The sequence below is a fragment of the Streptomyces sp. XY006 genome, assembly GCF_002237655.1.
In the GTDB taxonomy this organism is placed as follows: domain Bacteria; phylum Actinomycetota; class Actinomycetes; order Streptomycetales; family Streptomycetaceae; genus Streptomyces; species Streptomyces levis.
Window position 1 is genome coordinate 113,269 of record NZ_NOKT01000001.1, and the last position, 12,215, is coordinate 125,483.

Genomic DNA, 12,215 nt, shown 5'->3' on the forward strand with positions numbered 1-12,215 from the left:
GCTATGCACACTCCGGCCGCCGAGCACTATGGCCCAGACCACTTATGTCCGAGATCATTACGGATTCGTCCGGTCCGGCCCGGCCCGGCGTACCGGGCCACAGAGTGGTAACGGCGAACAACTGTCCGGCTGTTGGCGCCGTCTAGGCCACCATGAAGATCTGTTTCCTCCTCCACAACGCCTACGGAATCGGAGGCACGATCACCACCACGTTCAACCTGGCCGGAGCGCTCGCCGAACGGCACGACGTCGAGATCGTCTCCGTCCTGCGCCACCGGGAGCACCCCAACCTCACCCCCGACCCGCGGGTGCGGCTGCGGGCACTGGTGGATCTGCGCAAGGAGGCGGACCACCCCCTGCACCAGAGACCGGCCAGGATCTTCCCGGCCGCCGAGTACCGCCACCACCAGTACAGCGAGCTGACCGACCAGCGCATCGGCGAGCACCTGACCGACCTCGGCGCCGACGTCGTCATCGGCACCCGGCCCGGCCTCAACGTGCACATCGCCCGCCAGGCCCCGCGCCACGTCCTGCGGGTCGGCCAGGAACACCTCACCCTCGACAACCACTCGCCGCGGCTGCGCACCGCCCTGCGCCGCGCCTACCGCCACCTCGACGTGATCACCACCGTCACGGAAGCGGACGCCGCCGCCTACCGGCGCACGATGTGGCTGCCCGGCGTCCACGTCGAGGCCCTCCCGAACAGCGTGCCCGACCCCGTGCTGCCGCCCGCCGACGGCACCGGGAAGGTCGTCGTCGCCGCCGGGCGCCTGGTCCGCGTCAAGCGCTACGACCTGCTGATCGAGGCCTTCGCACCCGTCGCGGCCGCCCACCCGGACTGGCAGCTGCGCATCTACGGCAAGGGCGAGGAGCAGCCCGCCCTGCGCGAGCTCATCGAGCGGCTCGGCCTGTGGAACAACGTGTTCCTGATGGGGGCCGCCACCCCCATGGAGGCCGAGTGGGTCAAGGCCTCCATCGGCGCGGCCGCGTCGGACTTCGAGCCGTTCGGCATGACGATCGTCGAGGCCATGCGCTGCGGGCTGCCCGTCGTGAGCACCGACTGCCCCTACGGTCCCGGCGAGATCATCCAGGACGGCACCGACGGCCTGCTGGTCCCGGTCGGGGACCGGGACGCCCTGGCCGCGGCCCTGCTGCGCCTCGTGGGCGACGACGAACTGCGCCGCCGCATGGGCACCGCCGCCCGGGAGAACGCGCACCGCTTCGCCCCCGCGCCCGTCGTCGCCCAGGTCGAACGCATCATCGACCAGGCGCTGACGGCACGCGCCACCGGCCGACGGGACGCTCCCGCGGCCTCCCGGACCGGCAGCCCCCTGACCGGCCGGATCCACGCCGCCCGCGACACCGCCCACGCCGCGGCCGCCGGCGCCCTGCGCGCGATACGGAAGGGCCGACGATGACCACCCAGGACACCACCCCGCGCACCGACTGCGCGATCGACGCGGACGGCCGCATCACCTTCCGCCTCCCCGCACCCGCGGACGCCGCCGGGGCCCGCCTGCTGCTGCGCCTGCGCCCCAAGAAGGGCCGCCCCGAGCAGACCCTGCTCCACCTCGGCCTGGAGTCCGGTGCCGCCATCGGCCGCGCCCACGCCGTGCTGGAACCGCACCCGGCGCTGCCCGAGGGCCGCTGGGACCTGTACCTGCTGCCGGAAGAGGGGGCCGAGCGGCAGCGGCTGCGTCCCGGTCTGCGGGACCTGCGCGCCCTGGTCGACGGGCACCTGCGCGACCGCCGCTCGCCGGTCGCCGTGCGGGTCCCGTACGTCACCAAGGACGGCTTCCTCGCCCTGCGGACCTGGCTGCGCTCCGCCCACGCCGAGGCCCTCACCCTGGGCGTCGAGGACCGGGCGATCACGGTCACCGCCCGTCTGCACGGCGCCCGCCTCCACGACACCGCCAGGGTGCGGCTGCGCCTGCGGGGCACCCACACCGTCCAGGAGGTGCGCCCCCGGATCGACGACGACGGGCGCGGCTTCTCCTTCACGGTGGACCCCGGCGACCTGGCGGCCGGCGCGCCGCACGCCGGCCGGGCGTGGGACGCCTTCGTCCGGCCGGCCGCCGACGCGCCACCGGTGAGGGTCGGCCGGCTGCTCGACGACGTGGCGGACCGCAAGCACGTCCACGTCTTTCCGGAGGTCAGGGCGAGGGGCTCCGTCCTGCGCCCCTACTACACGGTCGACAACGACCTGGCCATCGAGGAGACGGTCCATTCCCCGACATGCCCGAAATGAAAAAACCTGGGGTTTCGGATGGGTATTCCGGAGGTGATCCGCGACCCCCGTGTGTGGATTCTGTGTAAAGCGCGGGCGCAAAAGGGCCGGACGCCGCTCTTCAACACCCGCACCGGGCAGGGGGACTTGCGGCCATAACCAAACTCAAGTACCTAGATGAATCATGAACCTGTTCAACCGCGTCGTGCCGTCCCGGCGGCATGCGCCCGCCGTCCCCCCACAGCGCCCCGTCGGCGCGCCGGCTCCCCACACCGCCGGCCTGCCCGATCCGGGCCTGGCGAATCTGACCGGTGAATGGGTCGTCGACCCTGCTCACAGCAGGATCGGCTTCTCCGTCCGGCACGCGATGGTGACGACCGTGCGCGGTTGTTTCCCGGAGTACGAGAGCCGGCTCTACTTCGACGCCCACGACCCGTCCCGGTCGCGGGCCGACATCACCGTGTTCACCGCCAGCGTCGACACCGGAGTGGAACAGCGCGACGCCCACCTGGTGGGGCGCGACTTTCTCGACGTCGCGACCTATCCGCGGATGCGTTTCACGAGCACCGGTGTGGAACAGGCGGGCGCCGATCTCTATCGCATGTCGGGCGAGCTCACCATCAAGGGAATTACCCGGCCCGTCGTACTGGAGATGACCTACATCGGGCATGTCACCGACCCGTTCGGCTACGAGCGGGTCGGATTCGACGGCACCACGACCATCAACCGCTCGGACTGGGGCCTCACGTACAACAGCAGGCTGGCCGAGGGCGGCGCGATGGTCAGCGAGAAGGTGCGTCTGCAGTTCGACATCGCTGCCATCCGCACGGCACCCGGGGCGGGCTGACCCTCCCGGGCGCTCGGGGCGCTCAGGGCGCTCCCAGCGCTCAAGGGCGCTCAGAGACGCTCAGGGCGTGGCGTCGGGCCCGGTCACGACCCGGAACGCCGCGGGGCCGACCGCGAGGACGCCGTCGCTCAGAGGCGTGCACCGCACCCCGCCCCGGCCGCGCAGGGCGCGCTGTGCGCCGGGGCCGATGGTGACGTCCATCCAGGCGCAGGGCCGGGCCGGGCGCTTCACCGCGAACAGCACCGGCCCGGTGCCGCAGTCGAGGGAGATCGTCGCGCCGAGGTACGCGTCGATGTCGACGCCCCGGAGCAGGACGTTGCGCCGGGTGTGCCGCAGGTCGGCGCCGGGCGGGAGGTTCTCCGCCGCCATCATGGTCACGGCGGCGTTCCGGTGCGCGGGCCGCGCGTAGTAGCGGTCGCCGACCAGTCCGAGGCCGCCGCGTACCTCCACCCGGGGGACGCGCTCGTCCGCCGGGCCGGGGGCGGGCCCGTCCGCGGGCCGCCCGGCCAGCCGGTGCGCGGGTGACACCAGCAGCTCCAGTACCTCCGCCTCCGTCATGCGCCCACCCTACGGCCGGCGGACCCGCGGGTTTCCGAGCCGTCGGGGCGGCTCAGCCGTCCCGACGCCGCCCCGGCCCGTCCTCCTGCGGCGGGGCCCGGCCGTCCGCCGCCTCGCCCGCGGTGAGGTGTTCCAGGACTTCCACGAGTTCCTGGCACGCGCGCTCCACCGAGCGCCGGGTGTTGATCTGCTCGGTGATCACGGCCGACAGGATCAGGGCCGTCAGGGCCATCGCCCCGTTGAAGGCCTGCAGCTTCATCAGCACTTCCACGCGGGTGAGCCGCTCGAACGGGCCCACCCGGTCGGTCGCCGACACCGTGGCCATGACGGAGGCGAACAGGGCGCACACCATGCCGCCCGCCAGCTGGAAACGGAGGGCCGCCCAGATCACCAGGGGGTAGACGAGGTAGAGCAGGCTCAGCCGGCTGTGCGTGGCGAACGGCACGACACAGCAGACGATGACCGCCAGCCCCGTGGCCTCCCGCCAGCGCGTCAGCCGCAGCGGCGGGCGGATGCGGGCCAGCAGGAGCAGCACCGGCGTGACGATCAGTACGCCCATGGCGTCGCCCACCCACCAGGCCAGCCACACGGCCCAGAAGCCCTCCCAGGCGAGCCGGCCCGTGAGCAGCAGCAGACCCGCGCCCACCGTGGAGCTGATCAGCATCGCGGTGAACGCGCCCAGGAACACCAGGGCGAGGCCGTCGCGCAGCCGGGCGAGATCGGTGCGGAAGCCCACCCGGCGCAGCAGCAGGTACCCGGCGACGGGCGCGGCCGTGTTGCCGGCCAGGACGCCCAGTGCGGACGGCGACGGGGACGTGAGGGACAGGATGATGAAGAACGCGCCCAGGGCGATGCCCGGCCAGCAGCGCAGCCCGAAGAGGAGCAGGCAGGCGACCGAGACCCCGGTGGGAGGCCAGATGGGGGTGACCACCGCGCCCTCGACGACCAGCTCCCGCAACAGGCCCAGCTGCCCGGACACGTAGTAGCAGACGGCGACGGCCGACGTCAGCAGAGCATGGACGACCGGCGCGCGCAGATCCTGGCTACCCACCACAGCAGCCATGAGACACCGGGGCCGTCGGCTCGGCGAGGCGGAGGCGGGGCCGTGCGGCCCTATGGCTGAGGCGCTCGCGCCCGTTTCCCCGCACCGGCCGGCCGGGGCGGCACGTCCGGCCCGTCCAGCCCGACCACCAGGACGGCGGCGTCGTCCTCGTGTCCCACCCGCTCCGCGCCCTTGATCACGGCCGCGGCCAGCGCGTCCACGTCCATGCCCGCCACCGCCGCGATGCCGGCGAGTCGCGTCACCTGGTCCAGGCCCTCCTCCAGCGGCATCGACGGTCCCTCCACGACACCGTCGGTGAGCAGCACGAACACGCTGCCGGTGGTGAGTTCGTACCGGGTCACCGGGTACGGCATGGCCCCCAGGACCCCGAGCGGGGGCCCGCACTCGTCCTCCGTGACACCGGACTTCCCGTCCGCCGTGGCCCAGACGCAGGGCAGATGTCCCGCCCGCGCGCTCTCCAGCACCCCGGCGCAGGGGTCGAGCCGCATGAAGGTGCAGGTCGCGAACAGGTCGGAGTTGAGCGCCAGCAGCAGGTCGTTGGTGCGGGCCAGGACCTCGCCCGGTTCGCTGCTGACGGAGGCCAGCGCCCGCAGCGCGGCCCGCACCTGCCCCATGAAGGCGGCGGCCTCGATGTTGTGCCCCTGCACGTCGCCGATGGACAGACCGATCCGGCCGTCGCCGAGCGTGAAGGCGTCGTACCAGTCGCCGCCCACGTTCAGGCCCTGGCACGCGGGGGTGTACCGCACGGCGAGGTGGAGTCGTCGCGCGACGGGCAGGTCGCGCGGGAGCATGCCGCGCTGCAGCGCGAGAGCCAGCTCGACGCGGGAGCGCTGCATCTCGGCCTGCGCGCGGGCCTGGGCCGTCAGGGCGCCGAGCCGGGTCAGCAGCTCGTCACCGTCGTCCGTCGTGCCGGTGCGGGACATGGATCACTCCGGCGAGGATGGCCACGGTCGGTGACGACCCTCGAAGGCAAATCACTCAATTTACGTTCATAGGATGATACTCAGGCCGGGGGCCGGGCGACGACTCGCGGCCGACGGCCGCCAGCACGAAGGTCACGCTGATCAGCAGCGCCCAGGCGCCGAACTTCTCGATCCCCACCGGCTCCCACCCGTGCTGCTGGTACGGGTAGCGCCAGGCGCCGACCAGGGTGGCGAGGTTCTCCGCGACCCACAGGAAGAACCCGATCAGCACGAACGACACCGCCAGCGGCATCCTCCGGCGCACGCCCCGCACGGTGAACCGCACCGACGTCCCGGCGGTCACCGCGACCAGCAGTACGGCCAGCGCCCAGCGCACGTCGGGCAGCCAGTGGTGGCTGAAGAAGTTGACGTAGATCCCCGCGGCCACCACCGCCGTCGCCCGCGGCCGGTAGCGCAGCAACTCCAGGTCGAACAGGTGCCAGGCCCGGCAGACGTAGCCGCCCACGGCCGCGTACAGGAATCCGCCGTACAGGGGCACGCCGGCGAACTTCAGCACGGCGGGCTCGGGATAGCTCCAGGAGCCGAGCGACACCTTCACCAGCTCGAACGCCAGGCCGATGACATGGCAGACCGCTATCACGGCGACGTCCCGGCCGTTCTCCCAGCCGCGCAGCCAGAACAGCAGCGTGAGCAGCACGCCGTAGACGACCAGCAGGTCGTAGCGCGCCACCGGGAGGTCGGGGAGCAGGGCGGAGACGGCGACGCCGGACAGCAGGGCGATGGCGAAGGCGCAGGCGCGAGTCTGCGTCCACGCGAAGTCGAGCAGGTGCCGGACGACCGGTGCGGCCCAGGGGCCGCCGACGCTGGGAGGGATCATGGTGCCCAGTAGGACGGGCCCTGCCCGTCACCGGTTGCAGCGCACCTCCGCGGCCCCGGACGCCTCGCCGCGCGCCGCGGCCACCGCCTGCCGCAACAGCCCGGACAGCCGTCGATCCGCGTCCGGCGCGGCGCTCAGCACCCGCACGGCATGTTCCAGACGCCGGCTGCCCGGGCCGCGCCACCACAGCAGGTCGGCGACGCGGCCCGCGGGACCGGCCGCGGAGGAGCGGGCCACGCGCTCCGCTCTGCGGCGGCACGCCCGGCCCTGCCGTGCCAGGGCCCGGGATGAGGGGCGCACCCGGCGGGCCGCGTCCACCGCCATGCCCACGAGCAGCGGTCCGTGCGCCCGCCCCGGGGGCCGGGCGTCGGCGAGCTCGGCGGCCAGCGGCCACAGGGCGAGCCGGGCCTCGTCGCCGACGCTGTCGTCGACCGCGCGGGCCAGGGCCGCGAGCACCGGGTGCGTACCGGCCGGGCTGTCGGTGAACCGGTCGCCGGCCAGCAGCGCGGCGGCCTCCATCAGACAGGCGCCGTCGTCCGGATGCAGATGGGCGAAACGGCCGGGCAGCGGCAGGGCGTCCGGCACTCGGCCGCCCGACGGTTCGGAAGGCTGAGGAGGAGGCTGAGGAGAAGGCGGAGGAACGGAGGAAGGTCTCATGACAGCCTCCGGTTCGGGACTCACACCCCGGCGACCCGGACTCACACTCCGGTGACGGCGTGCAGTAGGAGATACAGCGCGGCGGCGGGAATCCCGGCGCCGGGGAACGTGAACACCCAGGCGGTGACGATGGAACGGGCCACCTGCCAGCGTACGGCCGAGGCCCGCCGGGTGGCACCGGCACCGAGGATGGCCGCGGTGATCGTCTGCGTCGTCGAGATCGGTGCCTTCACCAGGAACGCCGTGGTGTAGAGGACGGCCGCCGCCGAGGTCTCCGCGGCGAAACCGCGCGGCGGATCGAGGTGCACGATCCGCCTCCCCAGGGTGGTGATGATGCGCCGCCCACCGCTGTACGTACCGGCGGCCATGGCGAGCGCCACGGCGACGATCACCCACACCGGCACGGAGAAGTCCTCCTGCCAGCTCGCCGTGACCAGGGCCAGCACGATGACGCCCATGGTCTTCTGCGCGTCCTGCAGCCCGTGCCCCAGCCCCATCGCGGCGGCCGAGACGGTCTGCGCCATCCGGAAGCGCCGCATGGTGCGCCGGGGCACCGTATGGCGGAAGAGCCACAGGATGGCGGTGTGCAGCAGGTATCCGAGGGCCACGCCGACCAGCGGGGACAGCAGCATCGGCAGGACGACCTTGTCGAGGATCCCGGACCAGTGCACGGTCGCCGAGGCGGCCAGCGCGGCACCGACCAGCCCGCCGATCAGGGCGTGCGAGGACGAGGTCGGCAGCCCGCGCCACCAGGTGAAGACGTTCCACCCGATGGCACCGAGCAGCGCGCACAGCACCAGCAGCAGCCCCGAGACCCCCTCGGGCGCCCCGATGATGCCCTGGCCCACCGTCTGGGCGACCTCCGTGCCCAGGAAGGCGCCCAGGAAGTTCATCACCGCGGCCATCGCCAGTGCCACCCGCGGGGTCAGGGCCCGGGTGGAGATCGAGGTGGCGATCGCGTTCGCGGCGTCGTGGAAGCCGTTGGTGAAGTCGAACGTCAGCCCCACGACGATGATCAGCACCACCAGCGTGAGCTCCATGCCGATCACCTTTCGCCGCGCCGCTCGCTTCCATCGTGCGCCCCCATGGGCGGAGCGGACGCCGCGACTACGCCACGCGAGGCGCCCCCGTCCCGCGAGAACACGGCAGCACCCCTTTACGGTGTCCTGGTGAGATCTGTGCCCAAATGGGTCCTTCTGTCATCGGGGTGCGCCCCCGTGGCCCTGATCCTGGGCTGGCTGTTGGCGGCCTCGCTTCAGGGCTCGCAGTACGACCCGGCCGCCCAGACGATCAGCGTGCTGGCGGCGCCCGGCGCCTCGGGCTACTGGGTGATGACCGCCGCGTTCGTCGCCCTCGGCGTCTGCCATCTGCTCACCGCGTGGGGGCTGCGCCCGGCCGCGACCCCCGGGCGGCTGGCGCTCGCGGCCGGCGGAGTGTCGGCGCTGGCGGTGGCCGTCGTCCCGGCGCCGAGCAGCGGCGGCTCCCTCAGCCACGGCTCGGTGGCCGCCGTGGGTTTCACCGTCCTCGCGGTCTGGCCCGTCCTGGCCGCCCGCACCGGCGACGCCGTCCCCTGGGGGCTGCGCCCCCTGCCCTCCCTCGGGGCGACCGGTGTGATGGCGCTCGGCGCGGCATGGTTCCTGATCGAGCTGCACCAGCGCGGGGCGGCCGGCGCGGCGGAGCGCGCGGTGACGACCGTGCAGTCGGTGTGGCCCTTCGTGGTCGTCCTCTCCTGCTTCCGCGGCGCGGGCCGCACGGCACGGCAGGCCAGGCTCGTACGCCGGTAGTCGTGCGGCGGTGGTCGTGTGCCGCCGGACGTGTGCCAGTGGTCGTCCACCGGCCGGTTCACGGACGGGGAAGGCCGGGAGTGCGGTCCGTGGGCCGCTGATCGGCAGCGGCCGCCGCCCCGAAGTAGTCGCCGCCCTTGCGGCGGACGTCGTCCGTGCCCCAGGCCCGCTCCCCGCCGGTGCTCCGCCGCCGCTGCGCCGGGACGAGCCGGGGTATGTGCTTCGAGCAGTGGATGTACGCCTCCTCGACCTCCACCCGCACCCAGAGCCGGGGACGGCGCCCGGGCACGGGGTCGACGGCGAGACGGCCGGGGTGCCTGCGGCGCATGACGTCGTCCGGGACGAGCTCGGCCCGGCCGTTGACGTGCAGGCCGATCCGGTCCGTGGCGAAGTCGATCATCAGCAGGCCCACGTGCGGGTTCTCCCGGATGTTGCCGAGGGAGGCCATGACGCCGTTCCCGCGGTACTCGGGGTAGGCGAGGGTGGTGTCGTCGAGCACGTGCAGAAAACCGGCAGGACCGGCCCGGAAGGTGTTGTCGCACTCACCGCCGGCGTCCGCCGTGGCGAGGAAGAACATCTCCTGGCGGGCCACGAACTGCCGCATCCGCGGGTTGAGCCGGTCCAGCACCTGTTCGTCGTAGAAGCGGTCGGCCCGGTCGGTGGTGCCCAGCTCCTGCTGGATCCGGTGTTCTCCGCGGCTTCCGGGGCGGTCGGCCCGCTCGTCCTCGTACAACGGTCCTCCTGACGGGCGGCACGTGGCATACGGTCATCCCGCCGGCCGGGAAGACCCCACGGGCCGCGCCCCCGAGACTAGAGCAGCCGGGTGAGGGCCATGTCGGTGGCCGGGGCACGCACTGTGCCGCACGCCACGGCGAAGACTCCTGCGACACCGAGGCGCTGGACGGGAGTGGGCCTCCTGTGCGGCGGTGGACGGGAGTCGGCCTCCGCGCGGTGCGGGACGCGAGTCGGCCCGGTGCGGCCGGTGGCTCAGGCGGTCGGCCGCTCCCGCAGCGCCTGGCACACCGACCAGACGACGGCCACCAGCGGCACGGCCACCACGGCACCGATCACGCCGGCCGCGACCGCCCCGCCGACGACGGCCAGGGCGACGACCACCGGGTGCAGCCGGACGGCCCAGCTCATCACCAAGGGGTGCAGCACGTGCCCCTCGATCTGCCCGATGACCACGATCAGCGCCACGACCACCAGGGCGATCAGCGGCCCCTTCGACGCCAGGGCGACCACGGCCGCCACCGCCAGGGCGATCGGCGAGCCGATCAGCGGGATGAAGGCGGCCAGGAACTCCAGCAGCGCCAGCGGCACCGCGAGCGGCACCCCGAGGGCGAACAGGGCGATGCCCACCAGGACGGCGTTGGTCCCGGCCACCAGCAGGATGCCGTGGGTGTATCCGGTGAACGTCCGCCAGGCGGCCCGGCCGGCCACCGTCACCCGCTGCCGGGCACCGGCGGGGAGCTGGTCGCAGACCCACTGCCACTGCCGCTCGCCGGAGTGCGTGAAGAAGACCGCGCAGAACACGGCCAGCGCGAGGACCGTCAGCACCTCCAGCAGCCGGCTCGCGCCGCTGAGCGCCGTGCTGATGAGCGTGGAGCGGTGCTCGGACAGCACCCTGCCGATCCGGGACTGCAGATCCGCGAACGCGTCCGCCGGGAGCCGGAACGGCGGCTCCTCCAGCTGCCGTTCGATCCGGTCGATCCCCTCGACGAACTCCCGCTCCAGCCCGCTGCGCTGCTCCGCCACGGTCTCACCCATCAGGGCCAGCGCCCCGAAGACGAGGGCGATGCCGCCGACGAGCGCCACGGCGACGGCGAGCGACCGGGGCAGGAACCGGGCCAGCAGACCGGCCACCGGCCGCAGGACCGCGGTGACGACGAGGCCCAGGAAGACGGCGACGGCGATCCGGTGGAACTGCCCGAGCAGCGAGAAGGCCACCCGGACGACGACACCGACGGCGATGAGCCGCCACGCGTAGGCGGCCGCGGTCCGCAACAGGGCGGGCACGCGCGCGTCCTCACCGGCGAGGCGTCCGAGCGGCGGAACGGGCGGTTCGGAAGGCGAGGACACGACATCCCCGTACCACCGCGTGGTCCCCGGCCCGCACCACGCCCGCGCAATTCCCCCGAAGGCCGGTACGACAGGTCAGAGGAAGCCCTGGTGCCGCAAGCGCGAGTGACGGCAGCCGGGTCTGCCGCAAAGGTTCGTGTCGCCCTTGAACTCCTTGCAGGTGCACAGCAGGCAGTTCGTGGCGTCCGCAGCGAGGGTCAGGCCGAGCTCGGCGTCGGGTGCCCTCCCCACCCCCGGTTCGGGTGTGCCGTCCCTCTGTCTCCACGATGGCCCGGGGAGTTCCGCCCCGCACGTCGGCCGCTGACGTGTTGCGTTCGATTTTCGTGTCATTGCATCAAAATTGGGGGAGCAGCCTGGTCCTGTTCGCGGCGGGCCTCGACACCACCGCCAACATGCTGTCCCTCGGCACCTTCGCGCTGCTGCGCAACCTGGACCAACTCGCCGCGCTGCGCGCCGATCCCGGGCTCACGGACGGTGCCGTGGAGGAGCTGCTGCGGTATCTGACCGTCGCCAAGACCTTCATGAGGACGGCGCTGGAGGACGTCGAGCTGGGCGGCCGGACGATCGAGGCAGGGACGACGGTCGTCCTGTCGTACCACACCGCCAACCGCGACCCCGAGCGCTTCGCCGACCCCGATGTGCTCGACCTGCGCAGGAAGTACGACGGGCACCTGGCGTTCAGTCACGGCATCCACCAGTGCCTGGGGCAGCAACTGGCCCGCGTCGAGATGCGGGTCGCCTTCCGCGCGCTGATCGACCGCTTCCCCACCCTGCGCCTGGCCGTCCCCGCCGAGGAGGTCGCCCTGCGTCCGGAGACCGCCGACATCTTCGGGGTGAAAAGCCTTCCCGTGACGTGGGACGGAGGGCGGGCGTGACGAGGCCGCACCTGCGCGTCGACCGCGAGCGCTGCATCGGCGCCGGCATGTGCGCCCTGACCGCCCCCGAGGTCTTCGACCAGGACCCCGACGACGGCCTGGTGCTCCTGCTGCACGCCGACCCGCCTGTCGCCCAGCACGCCGCCGCGCGCATGGCCGTGGGTGTCTGCCCCGCGCGGGCGATCGCGGTGCAGGAGGAGTGATTACCTGTCAGTAGCTCGTGCGCTCCCGCGTATTGACTCGTGCGGCGGCAGGGGCGATTCTCGTCGCACCTTGGGCGAGGTCATGACAAACAGACAGCACCGCCTGCGGCCTCGCCTCC

General features: G+C 73.0%; 13 protein-coding genes and 1 pseudogene. 6 read left to right on the forward strand and 8 right to left on the reverse strand.

Going from position 1 to position 12,215, the window contains the following annotated elements; translation table 11 throughout:
- Positions 1-152 precede the first annotated feature (152 nt).
- From CHR28_RS00545 to CHR28_RS00555, 3 genes are all read left to right on the forward strand, one after another.
- A complete protein-coding gene (locus tag CHR28_RS00545; protein WP_094051382.1) occupies positions 153-1,418 on the forward strand; it encodes a glycosyltransferase family 4 protein in 1,266 nt (421 codons plus the stop codon).
- Positions 1,415-2,248, forward strand: coding sequence for a transferase (locus tag CHR28_RS00550; RefSeq protein WP_094051383.1), 834 nt, complete (start codon positions 1,415-1,417; stop codon positions 2,246-2,248). The genes CHR28_RS00545 and CHR28_RS00550 overlap by 4 nt, the downstream gene beginning before the upstream one ends.
- Before the next feature lie 163 nt (positions 2,249-2,411).
- Positions 2,412-3,074, forward strand: coding sequence for a YceI family protein (locus tag CHR28_RS00555; protein WP_094051384.1), 663 nt, complete (start codon positions 2,412-2,414; stop codon positions 3,072-3,074).
- A 60-nt stretch (positions 3,075-3,134) separates the two neighbouring features.
- On the opposite strand, the gene CHR28_RS00560 is transcribed toward CHR28_RS00555, so the two are convergent.
- The 6 genes from CHR28_RS00560 to CHR28_RS00585 all read right to left on the reverse strand — a co-directional run bounded on the left by CHR28_RS00560 (position 3,135) and on the right by CHR28_RS00585 (position 8,192).
- Positions 3,135-3,632 (reverse strand): molybdenum cofactor biosysynthesis protein, encoded by a 498-nt coding sequence (locus CHR28_RS00560; protein WP_094051385.1) that lies wholly within the window; start codon positions 3,630-3,632, stop codon positions 3,135-3,137.
- A gap of 52 nt (positions 3,633-3,684) precedes the next feature.
- Positions 3,685-4,686 (reverse strand): MASE1 domain-containing protein, encoded by a 1,002-nt coding sequence (locus CHR28_RS00565; protein WP_094051386.1) that lies wholly within the window; start codon positions 4,684-4,686, stop codon positions 3,685-3,687.
- Positions 4,687-4,745: 59 nt separating this feature from the next.
- The gene (locus tag CHR28_RS00570) at positions 4,746-5,618 is read right to left on the reverse strand and encodes a PP2C family protein-serine/threonine phosphatase (protein ID WP_094051387.1); all 873 of its coding nucleotides are present in this window, start codon (positions 5,616-5,618) and stop codon (positions 4,746-4,748) included.
- A gap of 55 nt (positions 5,619-5,673) precedes the next feature.
- Complete coding sequence (locus CHR28_RS00575) at positions 5,674-6,495, reverse strand: DUF817 domain-containing protein (protein WP_179272270.1); 822 nt, start codon at positions 6,493-6,495, stop codon at positions 5,674-5,676.
- Between the two features lie 27 nt (positions 6,496-6,522).
- Positions 6,523-7,080 (reverse strand): hypothetical protein, encoded by a 558-nt coding sequence (locus CHR28_RS00580; RefSeq protein WP_094051388.1) that lies wholly within the window; start codon positions 7,078-7,080, stop codon positions 6,523-6,525.
- Between the two features lie 113 nt (positions 7,081-7,193).
- The gene (locus CHR28_RS00585; RefSeq protein WP_094051742.1) at positions 7,194-8,192 is read right to left on the reverse strand and encodes an inorganic phosphate transporter; all 999 of its coding nucleotides are present in this window, start codon (positions 8,190-8,192) and stop codon (positions 7,194-7,196) included.
- A gap of 129 nt (positions 8,193-8,321) precedes the next feature.
- On the opposite strand from CHR28_RS00585, the gene CHR28_RS00590 reads away from it, so the two are divergent.
- Positions 8,322-8,936: a DUF998 domain-containing protein gene (locus CHR28_RS00590; protein ID WP_094051389.1), complete on the forward strand. Its 615-nt coding sequence runs from the start codon at positions 8,322-8,324 to the stop codon at positions 8,934-8,936.
- Between the two features lie 58 nt (positions 8,937-8,994).
- Here the strand turns inward: CHR28_RS00590 and CHR28_RS00595 are convergent, their stop codons facing one another.
- Both CHR28_RS00595 and CHR28_RS00600 read right to left on the reverse strand, forming a co-directional pair.
- Complete coding sequence (locus CHR28_RS00595) at positions 8,995-9,669, reverse strand: pyridoxamine 5'-phosphate oxidase family protein (protein ID WP_256984047.1); 675 nt, start codon at positions 9,667-9,669, stop codon at positions 8,995-8,997.
- 254 nt (positions 9,670-9,923) lie between these two features.
- Positions 9,924-11,018 (reverse strand): AI-2E family transporter, encoded by a 1,095-nt coding sequence (locus tag CHR28_RS00600; RefSeq protein ID WP_094051390.1) that lies wholly within the window; start codon positions 11,016-11,018, stop codon positions 9,924-9,926.
- Positions 11,019-11,362: 344 nt separating this feature from the next.
- On the opposite strand from CHR28_RS00600, the pseudogene CHR28_RS00605 reads away from it, so the two are divergent.
- Together CHR28_RS00605 and CHR28_RS00610 are read left to right on the forward strand one after the other, a co-directional pair.
- Positions 11,363-11,893: pseudogene (locus CHR28_RS00605) on the forward strand (cytochrome P450); the annotation flags it as partial.
- A complete protein-coding gene (locus tag CHR28_RS00610; RefSeq protein ID WP_094051391.1) occupies positions 11,890-12,096 on the forward strand; it encodes a ferredoxin in 207 nt (68 codons plus the stop codon). The pseudogene CHR28_RS00605 and the gene CHR28_RS00610, both read left to right, overlap by 4 nt.
- Positions 12,097-12,215: the final 119 nt, after the last annotated feature.

Excerpts from the sequence above, each read along its gene's own strand:
- CHR28_RS00545 (WP_094051382.1), top strand. The coding sequence starts at position 153 with ATGAAGATCTGTTTCCTCCTCCACAACGCCTACGGAATCGGAGGCACG.
- CHR28_RS00550 (WP_094051383.1), top strand. The coding sequence starts at position 1,415 with ATGACCACCCAGGACACCACCCCGCGCACCGACTGCGCGATCGACGCG.
- CHR28_RS00555 (WP_094051384.1), top strand. The coding sequence starts at position 2,412 with ATGAACCTGTTCAACCGCGTCGTGCCGTCCCGGCGGCATGCGCCCGCC.
- CHR28_RS00560 (WP_094051385.1), bottom strand. The coding sequence starts at position 3,632 with ATGACGGAGGCGGAGGTACTGGAGCTGCTGGTGTCACCCGCGCACCGG.
- CHR28_RS00570 (WP_094051387.1), bottom strand. The coding sequence starts at position 5,618 with ATGTCCCGCACCGGCACGACGGACGACGGTGACGAGCTGCTGACCCGG.
- CHR28_RS00575 (WP_179272270.1), bottom strand. The coding sequence starts at position 6,495 with ATGATCCCTCCCAGCGTCGGCGGCCCCTGGGCCGCACCGGTCGTCCGG.
- CHR28_RS00585 (WP_094051742.1), bottom strand. The coding sequence starts at position 8,192 with ATGGAGCTCACGCTGGTGGTGCTGATCATCGTCGTGGGGCTGACGTTC.